This window comes from Methylotenera sp. (assembly GCF_030684185.1).
Lineage (GTDB): Bacteria > Pseudomonadota > Gammaproteobacteria > Burkholderiales > Methylophilaceae > Methylotenera.
Genome location: NZ_JAUXOY010000012.1, coordinates 21,564 through 41,598, shown reverse-complemented (window position 1 = coordinate 41,598; position 20,035 = coordinate 21,564). Strand labels below are relative to the sequence as shown.

The window sequence follows — 20,035 nt, the reverse complement described above, 5'->3', positions numbered from 1 at the left end:
GCCTGCCTTTGTGAGCGCGGCCATTGAATTAAATAGTGCGTGCAAGCTCCGTGGCCTTGCCTATATAGCTCGCTGGCGTCATGGCTAGCAGTGTTTGTTTCGCATCGGCAGGAATATTTAAGCCGCTAATGAATATATGCAGCGAAGCTTTATTGATGCCGCCTTTACCACGTGTGAGTTCTTTAAGCTGTTCGTACGGGTTTTCAATACCATGGCGACGCATCACGGTTTGGATTGGCTCAGCCAACACTTCCCAACTGGCGTCTAAATCTTGTGCGAGTTTTTCCGGGTTGATTTCCAGTTTATTCAACCCGCGTAAACATGAATCGTAACCCAATAACGTATAGCCAAACGCCACACCCATATTACGTAATACGGTTGAGTCAGTTAAATCGCGCTGCCAGCGCGAAATAGGTAGCTTCTCTGCCATGTGGCGCAATACTGCATTAGCCAAACCCAAATTACCTTCTGAATTTTCAAAATCAATCGGGTTAACTTTATGCGGCATGGTGGATGAACCAATTTCGCCCGCTTTTACTTTTTGTTTGAAGTAGCCAACGGAGATATAACCCCAAATGTCGCGGTTAAGGTCAATCAAAATCGTGTTGATGCGCGCGAGGGTATCGTATAGCTCAGCCATGTAATCATGCGGTTCAATTTGAATGGTCATTGGGTTGTACGTTAAGCCTAAAGACTCTACAAAACGTTTAGCAAAGCTTTCCCAATCAAAATTAGGGTAAGCAGATAAATGGGCATTAAAGTTACCTACAGCACCGTTGATTTTACCCAGAATTTCGTTATTAATGAGTTGTTTTTGCTGGCGTTGCAAACGATACACTGCGTTAGCAAGTTCTTTACCCATTGTGGTTGGCGAAGCCGTTTGCCCGTGTGTACGTGACAGCATTGGCTGGTCGGCAAGTTGATGTGCTAACTCGCTTAGTCGAGCGATTAAATCAGCTAGAAATGGCAACATTACAGAGTCACGCGCACTCTTTAGCATTAGGCCGTGTGATAGGTTGTTGATATCTTCTGAGGTGCAGGCAAAGTGAATAAATTCGCTGGCTTTCTTGATTTCAGGGTTGCCATCAAACTTCTCTTTCAGCCAGTATTCAAGCGCTTTAACGTCATGATTAGTACGCGCTTCAATCGCTTTCACTTGCGATGCATCAGCTTCACTGAAGTTAGCAATTGCATCATTAAGTTCTTTGATGGTTTCAATGCTAAATGGCGTAATTTCAAGCAAATCTTTTGCTGACGATAAAGCCTTCAGCCACTCCACCTCAACCCAAGCGCGGTGTTTTATCAGTGCATATTCGCTAAAGTAGGGCCTAAGTGCATCAAGTTTGGTTTGATAACGACCGTCAAGAGGGGATAGTGCATTCAGGGTAGTAAGTGACATCGAGCAAGCTTTCAAGACAGCAGTTTAGTAAGTCATTATTTTACCCTAGACGTAGGGTGTGCAAAAAGCTTTTATTTGCACACCAATTACCTCGGTCGCCATAGGATGTTTAACCTATTGTAGCTGGAAATAGTCTATGAACTTTATAAAATAATTACAAATCAATGGCTTGCGTTAATTGTCGATATTGTTAATTCAGGCTAATGGGAGATATCGGTTCATTCATCTCTTATGAGTTTCAGCGCACAGACGCCTAAGATCATGCCGGATAGAATTAAAAATAAATTTTTTAGTAGGGCATACAAAGGAGAAATATCATGAACGAATATCGCCATCACGTATCAGGCATTTTTGCTAATCGCGAAGAGGCCCAAAGCGCATTTTCTAGTCTTATCGAAAAAGGTCTGCTGAAAGAACGATTGCAGATTTTTGATACAGGTTCGGAGCTACCTATAGCCACGCAAGAAACAAGAAGTAATGAAGTTCTGAAAGATATGGTTGTAGACGGTGCAATTGGTACTGCAGTCGGAACTGGAATCGGCGGGCTTGCGGGAGTGGCACTTATTGCGGCAAATGTCAGTCTTTTCGTTGCCAGCCCGCTACTTGCTCCCTTAGCGCTGCTGGGATGGGGCGCCAGCTTGGGTGGATTAGCTGGGGCAACGGTTGGCTCCAAAGTCAGTTCTGAAAATAAAGAAGGATGGTTTTCGGATTTAATCCGAGACGCCATCACGAACGGTCAAGCCGTGTTGGTGGCTGAAACGCGAACAAAACAGGAAACAGCAATCGCTCGGGAAGTTATCCAAATTTCGGTTGGTAACGTTAAAGATGTCAATGCGGCATGAGCTTGAATGTATTGCTGGTTATTAAAATGCTCTGAACGAAGAGGTTTTTGAGCAAGCGTAGGGTGGGCAAAATGATTTTATTTGCCCACCGATTCAATCACCATTTTTAAACGTGGTGTGCAAGAAAACATTTGCACACCCTACAAGCTAAGCTACCAACATATCTACAAAGGTATTCACAGAAGTCGCTTCTAATTTAGTTTGGTTTAGACACAAAGCTAAAATATCCGCTTGTTTTTTAGCATCAAAACGGCGTGCTAAATTTACTTGGAATTTTTTTACGAGTTCTGGTATGCCTTGACTGCGGCGGCGGCGGTGACCGATAGGGTATTCTACGGCGATGTTTTCTGATGTTGAGCCTTCTTTAAAGAACACTTGAATCGCATTGGCAATCGAGCGTTTTTCTGGATTCAGGTAATCAGCTGAATATTCAGCCTTTTCAATACACACCATTTTTTCGCGAAGCGCATCAATGCGTGGGTCAGCGGCTGCTGCATCTTCATAATCCTGTGCGGTTAAATTGCCTTTTAACAAGCCAATCGCTGCCATGTATTGAATGCAATGGTCGCGGTCAGCTGGGTTATCTAGCGGACCGGTTTTGTCGATAATACGGATTGCTGATTCATGTGTCGTGATGACGATTTTATCGATTTGTGAGATTTGTTCTAGTGTTTGTAGTTTATTGCCGATTTGTGCATTCAATTGAATCGCGCACTCTACAGCGGTTTGCGCATGAAACTCAGCTGGGAAAGAGATTTTAAATAATATTTGCTCCATTACGTAAGAACCGTATCCGCGCTGAAATTTAAACGCATTGCCTTTAAATAACACATCGTAGAAGCCCCATGTTTTTGCGGTGAGTGCGGATGGGTAACCCATTTCACCTTGCATGGTCATCCATGCTAAACGTACCGCACGACTTGTTGCGTCACCTGCTGCCCATGACTTACGCGAGCCGGTATTAGGTGAATGGCGATAAGTGCGCAAGCTTTGGCCGTCTACAAACGCGTTAGAAACGGCATTGATGATATCTTCTTTATTGCCGCCTAGTAATTTAGTCACCACCGCTGTTGATGCGATTTTAACTAAAATGACGTGGTCTAATCCTACGCGGTTGAAACTGTTTTCCAGCGCTAACACACCTTGAATCTCGTGTGCTTTAATCATGGCGGTGAGAACATCCTTCATGGTCAATGGCGCTTTTCCTTCAGCTACATTCTTGCGTGAAAGGTAGTCGGCAGTTGCCAAAATGCCACCCAAATTGTCAGAGGGATGACCCCATTCGGCCGCCAGCCAAGTATCGTTAAAGTCTAACCAGCGTATCATTGCACCGATATTAAAAGCTGCCAAAATCGGGTCTAATTGGTATGAAGTGCCAGGTACTTTTGCACCGTTCGGCACTACTGTACCAGCAATCACCGGGCCTAATAATTTGGTGCAGGCTGGGTAGTCCAGAGCTTCAAAACCGCAACCTAATGTATCCATTAAGCAGTTACGGGCAGTGTCAAATGCTTCTTCGGATTTTATTTCGTAATCAGCCACATAGTTTGCTATGTCGACAATGACTTGGTCTGGGGTGGGGCGTACGTTGGAAATGTGAGATGACATTCAGAGCTTTCTTTAATTGAATTATTTTGAAAATTAACGTTTCTCTAAAGATACGTAGGGACGATTATCTGGGCCGATATACTCCGCATTTGGGCGAATAATTTTGTTGTCAATACGCTGCTCGACGACATGTGCTACCCATCCAGTCGTGCGGGAAATCACGAATATTGGCGTGAACATGCCGGTAGGAATGCCCATCATGTGATAACTGGAGGCGCTGTACCAATCCAGGTTAGGGAACATTTTTTTCTCGCGCCACATCACTTCTTCAATGCGAGATGAAACATTAAATAGCGTCATATTGCCGCTATTTTCACATAACTTGCGGCTAACTTCTTTTATTGACTCATTTCTAGGGTCGGCAATGGTGTAGACTGGATGTCCAAAACCAATGATGATTTCTTTACGTGCCATACGCTCTAAAATGTCTGCCTCGGCTTCATCGGCATTTTTGTAGCGTTCTATGATTTCCATCGCGGCTTCATTTGCACCGCCATGTTTAGCGCCACGTAATGCGCCAATTGCACCTGTGATGCATGAATACATGTCTGATAGCGTGCCAGCAATAACTCGAGCGGTAAATGTAGAAGCATTGAATTCATGCTCTGCGTACAACACCAGTGAAGTGTTCATTGCATCAATATGCAATTGGCTGGGTGCTTTGCTGTGTAATACGTGTAAAAAATGTGCGGCGATACTATCATCGTCTGTTTCTAAATTGACGCGCTTACCATTGTGACTAAAGTGATACCAGTACAGTAAAATTGAGCCAAAGCAAGAAATCAATCGGTCACCTAAATCTTGCGCGGCTTGCGTGTTACGATCTGCCGTTTCAGGCTCTAAAGTGCCCAACATGGCACAGCCAGTTCGCATCACATCCATCGGGTGCGTATTTTTTGGAATTTGTTCCAGTACATTTTTTAGCGCGATGGGTAAGTCGCGTAATTTTTTCAGCTTCGCGTGGTAAGCGGTCAGTTGTGTTTTGTTCGGCAATTCTCCATGAATCAGCAAATAGGCAACTTCTTCGAATGTGGCATGTTTAGCGAGTTCTATAATATCGTAACCGCGATAATGCAAATCGTTGCCGGTATGACCTACCGTACAAATTGAGGTTGTGCCTGCTGAAACGCCAGCAAGCGCAACGCCTTTTTTCTTTTTAGGCGTTTCTGTGCCAATTGCTTGAGTAGGTGCTTGAGTAGTTGCGGACATTGCTACTTTTCTCCTTTAAATAATTCATCGAGCTTTTGTTCGAAGGCATGGTAGCCCAAGTGTTCATACAAATCGGCGCGCGTTTGCATCAGGCCAATTACATTTTGCTGAGTGCCGTCATGTTTAACAGCTTGATAGACTTTAAGTGCAGCTTGGTTCATGGCCCGAAATGCAGAGAGTGGGTATAGCACCATGCTGACATCTGCCGCGCGTAGCTCATCAACGGTAAATAATGGCGTGCTGCCAAATTCGGTAATGTTGGCAAGCACAGGTACTTTTACGGCGGCGGCAAATTGTTTATACATACTCAATTCAGTTATCGCCTCGGGAAAAATCATGTCGGCCCCTGCTTCTACACAGGCACAAGCGCGATCAATGGCAGATTGCAAGCCTTCAACCGCTAAGGCATCAGTACGCGCCATCACCACAAAATCATCATATGGTTTTGCATCTACAGCAGCTTTTACGCGGTCTACCATTTCGTCTAAACTGACAATCGCTTTGTTTGGGCGATGGCCGCAACGTTTAGCCGAAACTTGGTCCTCAATATGCACCGCGGCTGCACCGGCTTTTGCAATGCTTTTTACACTGCGTGCGATATTAAAAGCGCCGCCCCAGCCTGTATCAATGTCTACAAGTAAAGGGGTGTCGACCGCATCAGTAATTCTGCGAACATCAATCAATACATCTTCAAGTGTTGAAATGCCTAAATCCGGCAAGCCAAGCGAGCCGGCAGCCACGCCGCCACCAGATAAATAAAGCGCTTTGAAGCCGCTTTGGGTGGCGAGCATTGCATGATATGCATTGATTGCACCGATAATTTGTAGCGGTTTCTCAGCGCTTAGGGCAGCGCGAAAACGTGTGCCTGCAGTGTTTTCTTGTGTCATATTAACGACCTGAATGGTTAGATTTAAATTTAAAAATTAACTGAAAAAAGCTTGAGCAGCTTCAGCGGGAATTGCCACTTTAGTGAGTTTAGCTTTTTGTAGGATTTCCCAGAAATACCGATAAGTTGCTCTATCATGCAATTCACCATCGTATTGAATTGGCCCCCAATCGGCTTTTTGAGCTGCTAATAGAATATTGGCGCCATCTTGCACTTCATCAAAATTTGGTTTCATTGCATCGACGATTGCCTCGATTTGAGTCGGGTAAATACTCCACATGCGTAAAAAACCGAATTCATTACGCGCGCGTGACGCATCTGAATGTGTTGTGTCTACATTTTTAAGGTCTAGCGTTACATTGTGCGCGGGCACAACGCCGTTTGCCAGGGCTGCTGCGACTAATTCAGCTTTGGCGCGGGCTAATAAGCGGTGTTCAAACTGTCCCGGGCTACGCATTGCCGAAGCTGGAATCGCACCATGATGACCGCTGACAAAGTCCATCAAACCAAAATCCAATACTTGCACCCAAGGTAAAGTAGCGATTTCATGCACAGCTTTTAATGCACCATGTGTTTCAATAAGAATATGCACTGGAATTTCGCGCTCAATACCATTGAAGGTGGCCGTTTTTTGAATGTAGGCAATCATTTCGCTAGCTTGGGCGTAGCTTGTACATTTTGGAATGGTGATATAGCTCAAAACCTGGCCTGCACCGCCAACCAAAATATCCACATCTTGTTTCCATGCCGGGTGGGTGTAATCGTGAATACGCGCACCAGCCATTTGGTGTTTATTCGCTTCACTTGTAAGCACACGCACTATCATTTCAGCATGGCCACGCTCTTGGCCAGCTTGTGCGCCATCTTCACAGTCACAGGTAATATCAAATACCGGCCCGATAGTGTCTTGCATAGACAATGCTTTAAGTATCAGTTTTTCACTTCCTGCAAAATGCTCGCAAGAAGGAATGATAGGAAATGATTTTTCTCCGCTAAATAATGCGTCTTTCGGGTGAACCAATTGCTGTGTAGTTACCATAATTATTATCCTAAAGCTCGTTTAAACTGGTTTCCGTGGCATAAGCACGGTGTAATCTAGGTCTAACACCACATTAGGGTGATAGGTTTGTTTGCCTTCGTTACTGATGTACATGCTTGCAAGCGAATCTGCAGGTATGTTTTTAACGCCTACCATGCGCAATCTAAGTGCGCCGACGTCTGTTCTGTTGGGTACTACCCATTTATCAAGCACTTCAGACCATGTGTAAATAGTGTCATCGCCAAATGATGGATTGCAATGTGACCCTGCGTTGATTGCAGCTATTGAAAGTGCATTTTCCAATCCATCATGTGAAAGTGCGCGACATAATGAAATGACGTGGCCGCCATACATTAAGCGACGCCCAAACGCAGTTTTTTTCATCATGACATCGTCAAAATGTAAGCGGGCGTTATTCTGATAAAGCTTGGTCGCAAGTGTATGGTCACTATCGCTGATAGTTATACCTGCGGGATGATTGATACGCTCACCAGCCGCATAGTCATCCCATAGGTGCTGACCACCTGTGACTGCGGTGTTGAATTTCCTTGCATCCAGAAAGCCGGGCACACTTAATTCTTCAACAGGAACATGGCTTGGTAAGCTTGGTACAACTGCGTCTGGCGCTGGGGTATTAAAATTGTTTTTATGAATCATGACCCAGCGCACCCATGAAAATACGGGTTGCTGTAGTTGATTGATAGCAATTGAACGCACATAAACCACACCAGATTTTCCGTTGGAGTTTTGTTTCAATCCTATAACGGTCGAACTGGTGCTAAGCGTATCGCCAATATAAACAGGGTGTAAAAAGCGTACGTCTGCATAACCCAGATTGGCCACTGCATTCACAGAAATGTCAGGTACAGTTTTGCCAAAGGCAATATGAAAAGCCAGTAAATCATCAACAGGTCTGGTGTTGTAGCCAAGTGACTGGGCGACGGTGTCGGCAGAGTGCAATACTTGTCGAGTGCCTGTTAAAGCAATATACAAAGCTACTTCACCTTCACCAATGGTGCGGGGTGTTGCGTGATGAATGACCTGATTGAGCTGGAAATCCTCAAAGAAGTTTCCATTACTAATTTTATTTAGGGTGCTAGACATGGCTCTCTTCCAAGGTTTTGATCATATCGCTTAATTTTAATAATCGCTCTGCTGCCCTGACGTGATGGCGTTCAACAAGTTTATCGTTAACCACAACCGTGCCTTTGCCAGCTTCGTTAGCCGTTTTAAGCGCAGCAATGATTTCGCGAGCATGGTTAACCTCAGTTGCTTGTGGCGTATAAGCATCGTTGCTATAAGCCAATTGGGCAGGGTGCACAAGCGACTTTCCATCAAAGCCCATGTCGCGGCCCAAGCGGCATGCATACTCAAATGAATGCATGTTTTTGAAATCGCTGGTGATGCCGTCAACCACTGCGTGGCCATAGGCGCGTGCCGCTAAAATAACCAGAGAAAGTGAAGTTAAAATTGCAGAGCGCTCATGGGTTACACGAGCATGTAACTGAGAAATCAAGTCTGAAGTTGCCATTACAATACATACGATACGGTCTGATGCACTGGCAATTTCTTTGGCATTAAGCACTGCAATCGGGCTTTCTATCATCACCATAATGGGCAAATGACTGCCGCCGGCAGCATCAAGCAGTGAAAGCGCTGTCAGCACATCTTCACGCGATTCAATGTTAGGGAACAACACCGCATCCACTTTAGTTTTTGCGACGGCCGCAATGTCATCTGGACCCCATTGCGAAATTAAATCATTCACTCGCACTACAACTTCACGCGAGCCATAGCCGCCCTCATTTACAAAGCGAACTACATTGTCGCGCGATTCTTCCTTGCATTCCACCAGGATGGGGTCACCTAAATCAAGGATAACCGAATCGGCATGCAGTGTACGTGCGCGCTCAAGGTAGTGCGTGTTGCAGCCTGGCACGTAAAGCATGGATCGGCGCGGGCGAAAGTATTGGGTCATTCTTGAGCCTTTATTCTATTAATATTTAGCTGGGTCGATTATATAGAGAGAATTTAAAAAATGTCAATATATATCTTATGTCTTATATAAGATATAAAATGCTAGACTATTAAAAACAGGCATGCTATAAATAAGCCTAATGACATTTAACTTTAATTTATCTGCAGATTAACTTTTTGTTCAGCTTAAACAGTTGTTCAACTTAAATGAGATAACTCAATACTATGATAGACAAACATTACAACTCGCCAAGTTATAAGCCGCTTTATGATCAAATTAAAGTGCTGCTGACGCAAAGCTTGATTGGTGGGGAATGGCGCCCAGGCGATATGATTCCGAGTGAGGTTGAGTTGGCCGGCCGCTATAAAGTCAGTCAGGGCACGGTTAGAAAAGCAATCGATGCGCTTGCTACAGAAAACATTCTTATACGTCGTCAAGGAAAAGGTACTTTTGTGGCAACGCATAGTGCTGAGGGTATGAAGCTGCGCTTTTTAAGGCTGACTTCGGTAGATGGTCAAAAAGAATTATTGCAGAACGAGTTTATTTCATGCACCAAAGGCAAGGCTGATGTGCGCATGGGGCAGGTTTTAGATTTAAAGGCGGGTGCTTCGACCATTGAAATAAAGCGCTTGCTCACGTTTTCAGGCAGGCCGCTGATTTTTGATCACATCATTGTCCCTGCGGCTCCATTCAAAGGCTTAAATGGTAGCCGTGTAGAAGAAAATAATGGTTCTATGTATAGCATGTATGAGTCGGAATTTGGTGTGCGTATGATACGTGCAGAAGAGAGGCTAAAGGCCGTGGCGGCTAAAGGTGAAGTGGCAAAAGCGCTGGGCTTAAAAGAAGGTGAGCCGCTATTGAGTATAGAGCGCGTATCGTTCACTTATGGCGACAAACCCATGGAATGGCGGCTGGGTTTGTGTGTGACAGATAATCACCATTACATGAATGAGCTTGAATAGTGCTTTTGAAAATTGATTTTGGCGGTGTTGGATTTCGCTCGCCGTACTATGCGTACTGTCTTCACTCGTCCGCCTTGCCAAATTCAATTTTGAAAAGCACATAGTTAAAAGTATCAAGTATTAAAAAAACTAAACCCTTAAAGGTATTAAGCATAATGGATGATCTAAAAAAACGCGCACTTGATTACCATGAGTTTCCTAAACCAGGAAAACTCTCAGTTGAATCATCTAAACCGTGTGCTACTCAGGACGATTTGTCTTTAGCCTATACACCAGGCGTTGCGGTACCGGTGCGTGAAATTAATCGTGATCCGGCCAATGCGTACAAATACACTAATAAAGGCAATCTCGTGGCAGTCATTACTGATGGCACGGCTGTGCTTGGGCTTGGCAATATGGGGCCGCTTGCCAGTAAGCCTGTCATGGAAGGCAAAGCGGTTTTATTTAAGCATTTTGCCGGCATTGATGTGTTTGATATTGAAGTGAATGCACCAACTATTGAAGCATTTATCGAAACAGTGGTGAATATCGCGCCAACTTTTGGCGGTATCAATCTGGAAGATATTGCCGCGCCGCATTGTTTTAGAATTGAAAAAGAATTGCGTGCACGTTTGGATATTCCAGTATTTCATGATGATCAGCACGGAACGGCAGTGATTGTCGCCGCTGCACTGTCGAATGCTTTAGAACTGCAAGGTAAAACCTTACCAACTGCAAAAATCGTATTTTTAGGCGCAGGTGCAGCAGGTTGTTCTTGTGCAAGATTGCTTAAATTGATGGGCGCTACCAATATCACTATGGTGGATAAGTCTGGTGTGTTGGATACCTCACGCGCTGACTTGCATGACAATAACCGCCATTTAGCTGTAGTGCCGAGTGCTGCTAAAACCTTGGCAGATGTGATGCCGCAAGCCGATGTGTTTATTGGTGTTTCAGCGGCTAATACCTTGTCACCAGAATTGCTTAAACTGATGGCAGCCAACCCGGTGGTATTTGCGCTGGCGAATCCGGACCCTGAAATACTGCCAAGCCTTGCGCATGCAGTACGGGACGATATTTTAATGGCGACTGGCCGTTCGGATTTCCCAAACCAAGTGAATAACGCTTTGTGCTTCCCATATTTGTTCCGTGGCGCGTTGGATGCTAAGGCTAAGCAAATTACTGATGAAATGCAAATAGCTGCAGCATGCGCTTTGGCAGCACTGGCGCGTGAGCCTGTGCCAGCCGATGTACTGCAAGCCTATAACTTAACGAGCCTGAGTTTCGGTAAGGATTATATTATTCCAAAACCATTCGATAAGCGCCTGCTAGCGCGCGTGTCAGGTGCGGTTGCGGATGCGGCCAGATTGCAACAGGCTAAATAAGGTTTTAGATGATGCAAAACAATCAGCCACAAAATAGCCAAAAAGTGAAGCTAAGACCTGGTCAAAAAAACAGGCCAAAGAACCTGAATCTATTCACCATCAGGTTGCCGATTAATGCCTTGGTTTCTATTTTGCATAGAGCAACAGGCTGTATTTTGTTTTTAATTCTGCCTGTGATTTTGCTGTTATTGCAATTTTCATTAAGTTCAGCGCAGAGCTTTGAATCCGTAGTGTCAATTCTGCATTCTCCTTTTATAAAGCTCATGCTTCTTGGGTTGGCATGGGCTTTTTTTCATCACTTTTTTGCGGGTATTCGTCACCTCGCAATGGATGTGCATTGGATGACCACTCTAATGAAAGCGCGCTATACAAGCAAAGTGGTGCTGGTGCTGGGTGCCATTGCGACCTTGGTATTGGCGATTAAATTATGGTTGTAACAAGATGCTGATCGAACTTTTAACAGAACGCTACCCAGGCATGCGTGCTTGGTTAACACAAAGACTTACCGGTCTTGTGATGGCAATTTATAGCATTGTTGCATTGTTAAGATTTTTCATCATCCAGCCAGAAAATTACGAGGCGTGGGTGAGTTTTTTCCAACCCATCTGGTGGCGTATCGCTAGTTTGATATTTTGGCTGGCGTTGTCCATGCATGCCTGGTTAGGCATACGGGATGTATTTAAAGACTATGTGCCTAACTATGTTGTACAGCGCGTATTGCAAAATATTTTGGTTGTGTTGCTGTGGATTTATTTGGCTTGGGTCTTGTGGCTCTTATTGGTTTAATTTGAATAGTCAAAATCTATTTAAAAATCTGAATTTTATTTAAAGGTTTAATCGTGATGGCGTTAGAAACTCAAATATTTGATGCTTTGGTGGTGGGCGGAGGCGGTGCAGGTTTACGCGCTTCATTGCAGTTAGCTCAGTCGGGCTTGAAAGTAGCTGTTTTGTCTAAAGTATTCCCAACACGCTCTCATACAGTCGCTGCGCAGGGCGGAATTGCCGCGGCACTAGGAAATGTGGCAGATGACAAATGGATATGGCACATGTATGACACCATCAAGGGCTCAGACTATTTGGGCGACCAGGATGCGATTGAGTTTATGTGTAAAAATGCCGCTGCGGCAATTGTCGAACTTGAGCATTTTGGTATGCCATTTGACCGTTTGGAGAATGGAAAGATATTTCAGCGCCCATTTGGCGGTATGACGCAAAATTTTGGCGAAAGCGCGATTTCGCGCACCTGCGCGGTGGCTGATAGAACTGGCCATGCCATGCTGCACACTTTATATCAACGCAATATCCAGTCGAATACCCAGTTTTTTGTAGAGTGGTTAGCGCTTGATTTGTTAAAAGATGCCGATGGGGATGTGTTAGGTGTACTGGCGTTAGAGATTGAAACAGGTGAAGTGCATTGCATCCGCGCCAAAGCAACCATGCTGGCTACGGGCGGGGCAGGTCGCATATTCAAAGCCAGTACCAATGCTTTCATCAATACGGGCGATGGCTTGGGTATGGCCACACGCGCCAATATTCCCTTGCAAGATATGGAGTTTTGGCAATTTCATCCGACAGGTGTGCTGAATGCTGGCGTGCTGATTACTGAAGGTGTGCGCGGTGAAGGCGGATATCTGGTGAATAGCGAAGGCGAGCGATACATGGAACGCTACGCACCACATGCTAAAGACTTAGCCAGTCGTGATGTGGTGTCACGTGCCACTGCAACTGAAATAAAAGAAGGTCGCGGTGTGGGTAAAAATAAAGACGCGGTGTATCTGAAATTAGACCATTTAGGCGAGGCGCTGATTAACGATAAATTGCCCGGCATACGCGAAATTGCAAAAACATTTGCCAATGTAGACCCTGTTTATGACCCGATTCCAATCGTACCAACTGCCCATTACATGATGGGCGGTATTCCGACCAACTTGTTTGGTCAGGTGGTTGTGCCTGATGCTAATGGCGGCCAATCAGTAGTCAATGGCTTATATGCGGTGGGCGAGTGTGCTTGTGTTTCAGTGCATGGAGCAAATCGTTTAGGTTCAAATTCTTTATTGGATCTAGTGGTATTCGGTCGCGCTGCGGGTGACAAAATGGTCGAAGAAGTCCGAAAGGAAAGCTTACTGCATTCTGGTCACAAGCCGCTGCCAGCAGATGCCTTTGATATGACTTTGGCTAGATTAAATCGCTTAGACACACAAACGCAGGGCGAATCCGTAAAAGATGTAGGCACGGCGCTGCGTGAAACCATGCAAATGCATTGTGGCGTGTTCCGTTTCCCAGACTTACTGAAAGAAGGCGTGAGTAAAATCAACCAAGTCGCTGAGCGCGCAAAAAATACTGTGATTAAAGACAAAAGCCAGGTGTTTAACACCGCAAGAGTAGAGGCGCTGGAACTTGATAATTTGGTAGAAGTGGCTTTAGCGACTATGCATGCTGCGGAGGCCAGACATGAAAGCCGCGGTGCTCATGCGCGAGAAGACTACAGTGAGCGGGATGATAAAAACTGGCTCACACATTCGCTCTATTACCGTGAAGGCAATCGCCTGGCTTATAAGCCAGTGCGCTTGAAGCCGCAGACTGTAGAGAGTTTTGAGCCTAAAGCACGTGTGTATTAACCTAAACACTTGTGTATTAACCTGAACACGTGCGTATTAACAAAGTGCATTGAATAGAGACATCACCATGAAATTCTCAATATATAGATTTAACCCAGACGTCGATAAAAAACCCTATATGCAGGATTACGATGTGGTTCTGGAAGATAGTGACCAAATGTTATTGGACGCACTATTACGCATTAAGGATTTGGACGACAGTCTAAGTTTGCGTAAGTCTTGTCGCGAAGGTGTCTGCGGCTCTGACAGCATGAATATCAACGGTAAAAATGGCTTGGCTTGCATTACCAAGTTGTCGGATTTAGAAGAGCCAGTCATCTTGCGTCCAATGCCGGGTTTGCCTGTAATTCGCGATTTAGTAGTCGATATGACCCAGTTTTTTGAGAACTATAATTCAGTTAAACCCTATTTAGTGAATAACGATCCGCCACCAGAAACCGAGCGTTTGCAGTCACCAGAAGACCGCGCCAAATTAGATGGTTTATATGAATGTATTTTGTGTGGCGCTTGCACGACCTCTTGCCCGTCATTTTGGTGGAACCCTGACAAATTTGTCGGACCAGCAGGCCTGATGCAAGCCTATCGCTTTATGGTAGATAGCCGTGACCAGGCAATTGATGAACGTTTAGAGAATCTGGAAGAGCCGGACCGTTTGTATCGTTGCCACAATATTATGAACTGCGTGGAAGTTTGCCCGAAAAAGCTTAACCCTAATGCCGCCATCGCAAAAATTAAAGACCTTAAATTTGAGCAAGCACGCGAGCATAAAAATAAGGCAAAAAAACAGATAGAAATTAAGTTGGTATAACTGGTGCAATTAAAAGTAAATGTGGTTCTTAGAGACGCAAATGGGTGATAAGAAAAGCATGACAGAAGAAGAGGTGCGCCGCTTGAGCTGGCGCTGTCGACGTGGCTTACTTGAGCTGGATATTGTGTTGCAACGTTTTTCCGAAAACCACTTGGCAACTTTAAGTGCTCAAGAGTTGCTGGCTTTTGATAGTTTGCTGGATTTGCCTGATAACGAATTTTTAGATGTGGTGACATCAAGAATAAAGTTTACGAGTATTGACGTTTTAACTGCTAAGCAATTAGATGCTTTAGCAATGCAAAGCGTGTTGACTAAATTAAGTGTTAATGAAGAAATTAATGGCTAGATTAAGTAACAATTAAAACAAGTGAAAGACATAACATGAATGACACACATCATAATGTAGCTGATTTAGGCATTAATAACCACGGCAAAATCAAGTGCTATACCAATAGCGCTATGCTCGGTGAGAATTGGCCCGGTATACAGTTATATTACCCGCCAGTTAAATACTCACCTGCGCTGGGTATTTATGAGGATGTGGCGCAGGCCGCTGCACGTATGAGAAAACATGCACATAATACCAATGCGCATACCTTAATTTTTGACCTTGAAGATGGCTGTCGTCAAAAAGAAATGAGCCGAGATTTGTTGCGCCAGGAATTGCCAGAGCTTCGTAAAGTCAACAAAGATGTCACGATTGCCATTAGATCTAATTCATTTCGTACAGATGAATACGAATTAGACATGCAGTTGGTCAGTGACATGTCTGATTGTATTGATGTGGTGATGCTTGCTAAAGCGGGCGAGGCTTATGGTGCAGCTGAAGTACGGGATTTATCCAGCTTTTTAATTGATATTAACCCCAATATTACGATACAGCCGATTATCGAGCATCCGAAGTCGCTCAAAATTGCGCCTGAGTTGATGCAATACAGCACAGTGAAGCACGTAGTGTTCGGTATTCATGACTTTTCAAAAGCGATGGGAATACACATCACGCCTGAACACTGGATTGAGGAGTTGCAGTTCTATATGAATCAACTGATGTTTGAGGCACGTATTGCGGGTAAAGGCGTAATTGGCGGTGTTGAAACCTTGATAGGCGCCAATATCATGCCTGAAAAATTTGTTGAGCCGCATGATGTGCGTCGATGGCTGGATCTACATGGTGATAATGAGTCACGTATCGTCTATAAACACGCTTGCCAAGAAGCTGCGATGGGTTTGACCGGCAAGCAGGTGATACACCCAGGCCACATTCATTTGTGTAAAACGGCTTATACGCCTTCGCCCACTGATGTAAACCAAAAGGTTCGCATCCTTAAAGCGGCGATTGAAGCCGACGCATTACACGGCGGCGCAATTAAGTTTGAGGGTGAAATGCTAGACCCGCCAATGTTTGGTAAAGCATTGCAGACCTTGTTACGCGCGCATGCATTACGCGCAATCACCCCTGATGACAAGGATTTTGCGTTGCATGTGCTTGAGCTATTGCCAGCACAGGTAATACGTCAAAACTGGCCGTATGGAGCGATACTGTAAAGCCGTATTTTGCGCATCATCGCTAAACACTGATTTTTATGAAGGTTGAATAATGCAAAAACTTGAACAATTTCCCAAATTTGAACCATTTAATGAGTGGAAATGGAGCGTTCCAAAACACTTTAATATTGGTGTTGCGTGTACTGATAAGCATCTGAATACAACAGCAGCAGCCACAATTGCGATGATAGTGGAAGATGACGTGCAAGGCACTTCGCAAATTACTTTTGAGCAATTGGCGAAACGCACCAATCAATTTGCACAATTGCTTAGAAACCTGAATGTGGAAGCGGGCGAACGTGTGCTAATCCGTTTACCCAATAATCTGGATTATCCAACGGCTTTTTTGGGAGCGATGAAACGCGGCGCAATTTCAGTGCCAACTTCAACATTACTCACTGCCGAAGAAGTAGCCTATTTGGCGCGAGATTCTGGCGCTGCTGTATTAGTGACAGATAAAGCAGCATGGCCTTCATTGCAGGATCATCTATCCGGTTTGCCGAATTTGAAGCATGTTTTTTTATCGGGCGTAGGCGAAATTGCATCGCACGCTACTTTAATTGTGTACGATTTAGAATCACAGCTATCGACAATTCAAACCTGTTCACCGGCATATTTAACCGCTGCGGATGATCCTGCCTATCTGGTCTACACCTCGGGTACGACTGGTTACCCTAAAGGTGTGCTGCATGCGCACCGTGCTTTGATAGGCCGTGAGCCAGCTTCACAATACTGGTTTAATTTTGATGCGAGTTCGCAAGACCGCATCATGCATTCAGGTAAGTTCAACTGGACCTATGTGTTAGGTTCAGGATTGATGGACCCTTTGTATTTGGGAAAAACTGTGATTGTGCATGAAGGCAAAAACGATGCTGATTTATGGACGCGCTTAATAGCCAAGCACTCAGCCACTATTTTTGTAGGCGTACCTACCATTTATCGTCAAATCATACAAAAATCAAAAGCTGTGCAGGCTGATGTGCCAAGCTTACGCCACTGCATGAGTGCAGGTGAGCACTTGTCCGATGAGGTATTGCAGCAATGGCGAGAGCGCTTCGGCCGGGATATTTATGAGGCGGTGGGTATGAGTGAGTTTTCTTACTATTTAAGCCAAAGTATATTCCGTCCGATTCGTGCAGGCTCGGCTGGTTTTCCTCAACCCGGACACGCGATTAAATTGCTCAATCCTGAGACCTTAGAAGAAGTTGCACAAGGTGAAGAAGGCATGATTAGCGTGCCGGAGTCTGATCCGGGCTTGTTTTTACGCTATTGGAATTTAGATGAAGAAACTGCAAAATATAAACATGACGGCTGGTTCTTTTCAGGGGATTATGCACGTTATGATGAAGATGGATATATCTGGTTTTTAGGCCGTAAAGACGACATTATCAAAAGCTTTGGTTACCGTGTTTCTCCCTATGAAATTGAGCGTGTGTATAAATCACACCCTGCGGTGGCAGATTGCGCGACAGTCGGGGAGGAGCTTGAAAAAGACAAGCTGCTTGTGGTGACTTACGTGATTCTGCAACCGAATTCTAAAGTGACTGCAGATGAGCTGTTAGCTTTTGGTAAACAGCATTTGGCAGCATACAAAACCCCGAAAACCGTGTATCTCACTAAAGATTTTCCAAGAACTAAAAATGGTAAAATTTTGCGCAAAGACATTAACAATACAATTGCTTACGCCAAATCATCTAGATAAAAATTTGTAAGGTAAAAATGACGACCATCAAGCAATCTGACTTCATTCAAAGCATCGCTGATGCCTTGCAATATATTTCCTATTACCATCCGGTTGATTATATTCAGGCTTTAGGTCGTGCTTACGAGGCGGAACAATCCCCTGCTGCTAAGGATGCCATTGCACAGATTTTAACCAATTCTCGCATGTGTGCAGAAGGCAAGCGCCCACTTTGTCAGGATACTGGCATTGTTGTTGCTTTCGTTAAAGTAGGCATGAATGTTCAATGGGATGCAGTACTTGATATTGAGCAAATGGTGAATGAAGGTGTGCATCGTGCTTACATGCTACCAGAAAATAAATTACGCGCTTCTATTGTAAGTGATCCCGCTGGAATGCGCACCAATACTAAGGACAACACGCCTGCAGTGGTACATGTTTCACTGGTGGCAGGTGACAAAGTTGAGGTGAGTATCGCAGCAAAAGGCGGCGGTTCGGAGAATAAAGCCAAGCTGGTAATGTTGAATCCGAATGACAGTATTGTAGATTGGGTTTTGGAAGTTGTGCCCCAAATGGGTGCAGGGTGGTGCCCACCTGGCATGTTGGGTATCGGTATAGGCGGTACTGCGGAAAAAGCAGTACTGTTGGCTAAAGAGTCGCTCATGGCGCCGATTGATATGCACGAACTGAAAGCAAAAGGCCGGAATAATGAAGCGCTCAGTAGAATAGAAGAATTGCGTTTGGAGATTTTTGAAAAAGTGAATAATTTAGGTATAGGCGCCCAAGGCTTGGGCGGTTTAGCGACGGTGTTGGATGTGAAGATTCTGGATTATCCAACGCATGCGGCCAGCTTGCCCGTAGCAATTATTCCTAACTGCGCTGCCACGCGTCATGTGCATTTTGAGTTGGATGGAAGTGGTGCAGCGGAACTGGAAGCGCCAGATTTGAATGATTGGAACCTGATCAATTCTTCCGGTGTGCATTGGGCACCAAGTGAAGCTTCATTGCGGGTGAATTTAGATACAATTACTCAGACCGATATTCAGACTTGGCGGCCCGGCCAAACTTTGCTGCTCAGTGGGAAATTGCTCACAGGCCGCGATGCTGCGCATAAACGCATTGCTACCATGTTGGCAAAAGGGGAAAAATTGCCTGTAGATTTTCAAAACCGTTTTATTTATTACGTAGGGCCGGTAGATGCAGTTCGAGATGAGGCGGTAGGGCCAGCAGGTCCAACCACTGCAACGCGTATGGATGGTTTCACAGAGATGATGTTAGGCCAAACCGGGTTGTTGGGCATGGTGGGCAAAGCTGAACGCGGCGATGAAACAATAACCACGATTGCAAAATACAAATCGGTCTATTTAACCGCCGTTGGCGGCGCAGCTTATTTGGTCAGCAAAGCCATTAAAAAAGCAGAAGTGCTTGCCTTTGCTGACTTGGGGATGGAAGCGATTTATGAGTTTACCGTGCAAGATATGCCTGTAACGGTGGCGGTAGATAGCAAAGGTGTATCAGTTCACACCACAGGCCCAGAAGAATGGAAAGCCAAGATTGCGCAACATAAAGTTGTTGAAATAAGACCTGTAAATTAGACGCATGAAAATTTAGTCCATAATAATTTAAACTATGTGTCATTAGTCACAGTAACCATTGCACTATTTGTTTTAATATCAGTCTCACTGGAAAGTCTTGAGGATGTTAATCATGAGTGCAAATAAAATGTTTAGACGTATATCGCAGCTGGTTGTTTTGGTGGGTTCATTTTTAATCGTAACGGCTGTAAGTGCTGATGATGTGTTGGGTTATCTTACTGATAAAGATGGCCGATACACAGGGCCTACCGTTGAAGACAACGTGGCGGCGATGGACACAGATAAAAACGGCTTTGCAGATGTATATGAAGTGCGGGCATTTTTAGAACTAAAGCACGGCAAAGGCTATGAAAAAGACGTGCTAGATAGAATGGAAGCCTCGGCTAAAGGCAAAAGTTGCAGTACGCCATTTGCCAAAGATTTGTATATAGATAACGGCATATAGATAACACAACTAATTTAAAATTTACATGGGTGCAAGCGCCATGTGTTTTGAGCTGG

At 44.7% G+C, this 20,035-nt stretch carries 19 protein-coding genes; 12 read left to right on the top strand and 7 right to left on the bottom strand.

The genetic code is table 11. The annotated features are described in order from the left end of the window. Positions 1-28 precede the first annotated feature (28 nt). On the bottom strand, positions 29-1,399 hold the full coding sequence (purB, locus tag Q8J82_RS02285; RefSeq protein WP_305327694.1) for an adenylosuccinate lyase: 1,371 nt from the start codon (positions 1,397-1,399) through the stop codon (positions 29-31). A 317-nt stretch (positions 1,400-1,716) separates the two neighbouring features. On the opposite strand from purB, the gene Q8J82_RS02280 reads away from it, so the two are divergent. Continuing rightward, positions 1,717-2,241 (top strand): hypothetical protein, encoded by a 525-nt coding sequence (locus Q8J82_RS02280; RefSeq protein WP_304890770.1) that lies wholly within the window; start codon positions 1,717-1,719, stop codon positions 2,239-2,241. Positions 2,242-2,388: 147 nt separating this feature from the next. Here Q8J82_RS02280 and Q8J82_RS02275 read toward each other — a convergent pair whose 3' ends face one another. The 6 genes from Q8J82_RS02275 to Q8J82_RS02250 are packed head-to-tail and all read right to left on the bottom strand — an operon-like array spanning position 2,389 to position 8,961. After that, positions 2,389-3,849: a bifunctional 2-methylcitrate dehydratase/aconitate hydratase gene (locus Q8J82_RS02275; protein ID WP_304909069.1), complete on the bottom strand. Its 1,461-nt coding sequence runs from the start codon at positions 3,847-3,849 to the stop codon at positions 2,389-2,391. A 33-nt stretch (positions 3,850-3,882) separates the two neighbouring features. Continuing rightward, entirely contained in the window at positions 3,883-5,058 is a 1,176-nt protein-coding gene (gene prpC / locus Q8J82_RS02270; protein WP_304890772.1) for a 2-methylcitrate synthase, read from the bottom strand. A gap of 2 nt (positions 5,059-5,060) precedes the next feature. Then, positions 5,061-5,945 (bottom strand): methylisocitrate lyase, encoded by an 885-nt coding sequence (prpB, locus tag Q8J82_RS02265; RefSeq protein WP_304890773.1) that lies wholly within the window; start codon positions 5,943-5,945, stop codon positions 5,061-5,063. Positions 5,946-5,981: 36 nt separating this feature from the next. Then, positions 5,982-6,983 (bottom strand): CoA ester lyase, encoded by a 1,002-nt coding sequence (locus Q8J82_RS02260; protein WP_305326720.1) that lies wholly within the window; start codon positions 6,981-6,983, stop codon positions 5,982-5,984. 21 nt (positions 6,984-7,004) lie between these two features. Then, the gene (locus tag Q8J82_RS02255; RefSeq protein WP_305327693.1) at positions 7,005-8,087 is read right to left on the bottom strand and encodes a MaoC family dehydratase; all 1,083 of its coding nucleotides are present in this window, start codon (positions 8,085-8,087) and stop codon (positions 7,005-7,007) included. Further along, positions 8,080-8,961, bottom strand: a complete 882-nt coding sequence (locus Q8J82_RS02250; RefSeq protein ID WP_305326718.1) for a CoA ester lyase — start codon at positions 8,959-8,961, stop codon at positions 8,080-8,082. The genes Q8J82_RS02255 and Q8J82_RS02250 overlap by 8 nt, the downstream gene beginning before the upstream one ends. Positions 8,962-9,188: 227 nt before the next feature. On the opposite strand from Q8J82_RS02250, the gene Q8J82_RS02245 reads away from it, so the two are divergent. The 11 genes from Q8J82_RS02245 to Q8J82_RS02195 all read left to right on the top strand — a co-directional run bounded on the left by Q8J82_RS02245 (position 9,189) and on the right by Q8J82_RS02195 (position 19,979). Further along, positions 9,189-9,923 (top strand): GntR family transcriptional regulator, encoded by a 735-nt coding sequence (locus tag Q8J82_RS02245; protein ID WP_305327701.1) that lies wholly within the window; start codon positions 9,189-9,191, stop codon positions 9,921-9,923. A 155-nt stretch (positions 9,924-10,078) separates the two neighbouring features. Next, on the top strand, positions 10,079-11,287 hold the full coding sequence (locus Q8J82_RS02240) for a malic enzyme-like NAD(P)-binding protein (protein WP_305327692.1): 1,209 nt from the start codon (positions 10,079-10,081) through the stop codon (positions 11,285-11,287). A gap of 8 nt (positions 11,288-11,295) precedes the next feature. Further along, complete coding sequence (sdhC, locus tag Q8J82_RS02235) at positions 11,296-11,724, top strand: succinate dehydrogenase, cytochrome b556 subunit (RefSeq protein ID WP_370653562.1); 429 nt, start codon at positions 11,296-11,298, stop codon at positions 11,722-11,724. Between the two features lie 4 nt (positions 11,725-11,728). Further along, a complete protein-coding gene (gene sdhD / locus Q8J82_RS02230) occupies positions 11,729-12,073 on the top strand; it encodes a succinate dehydrogenase, hydrophobic membrane anchor protein (RefSeq protein ID WP_305327691.1) in 345 nt (114 codons plus the stop codon). Positions 12,074-12,129: 56 nt separating this feature from the next. Further along, positions 12,130-13,905 carry a succinate dehydrogenase flavoprotein subunit gene (sdhA, locus tag Q8J82_RS02225; RefSeq protein ID WP_305326717.1) on the top strand — a complete coding sequence of 592 codons (1,776 nt, stop codon included), beginning with the start codon at positions 12,130-12,132 and terminating at the stop codon, positions 13,903-13,905. 67 nt (positions 13,906-13,972) lie between these two features. Next, on the top strand, positions 13,973-14,713 hold the full coding sequence (locus Q8J82_RS02220; RefSeq protein WP_304891044.1) for a succinate dehydrogenase iron-sulfur subunit: 741 nt from the start codon (positions 13,973-13,975) through the stop codon (positions 14,711-14,713). A gap of 19 nt (positions 14,714-14,732) precedes the next feature. After that, positions 14,733-15,059, top strand: coding sequence for a succinate dehydrogenase assembly factor 2 (locus Q8J82_RS02215; RefSeq protein WP_304891045.1), 327 nt, complete (start codon positions 14,733-14,735; stop codon positions 15,057-15,059). Between the two features lie 113 nt (positions 15,060-15,172). Continuing rightward, positions 15,173-16,258: a CoA ester lyase gene (locus tag Q8J82_RS02210; protein ID WP_305252894.1), complete on the top strand. Its 1,086-nt coding sequence runs from the start codon at positions 15,173-15,175 to the stop codon at positions 16,256-16,258. Positions 16,259-16,310: 52 nt separating this feature from the next. Beyond that, the gene (locus Q8J82_RS02205; RefSeq protein WP_304891046.1) at positions 16,311-17,960 is read left to right on the top strand and encodes an acyl-CoA synthetase; all 1,650 of its coding nucleotides are present in this window, start codon (positions 16,311-16,313) and stop codon (positions 17,958-17,960) included. A gap of 17 nt (positions 17,961-17,977) precedes the next feature. After that, positions 17,978-19,534, top strand: coding sequence for a fumarate hydratase (locus Q8J82_RS02200; protein ID WP_304891047.1), 1,557 nt, complete (start codon positions 17,978-17,980; stop codon positions 19,532-19,534). A gap of 112 nt (positions 19,535-19,646) precedes the next feature. Beyond that, a complete protein-coding gene (locus tag Q8J82_RS02195) occupies positions 19,647-19,979 on the top strand; it encodes a hypothetical protein (protein WP_304892120.1) in 333 nt (110 codons plus the stop codon). Positions 19,980-20,035: the final 56 nt, after the last annotated feature.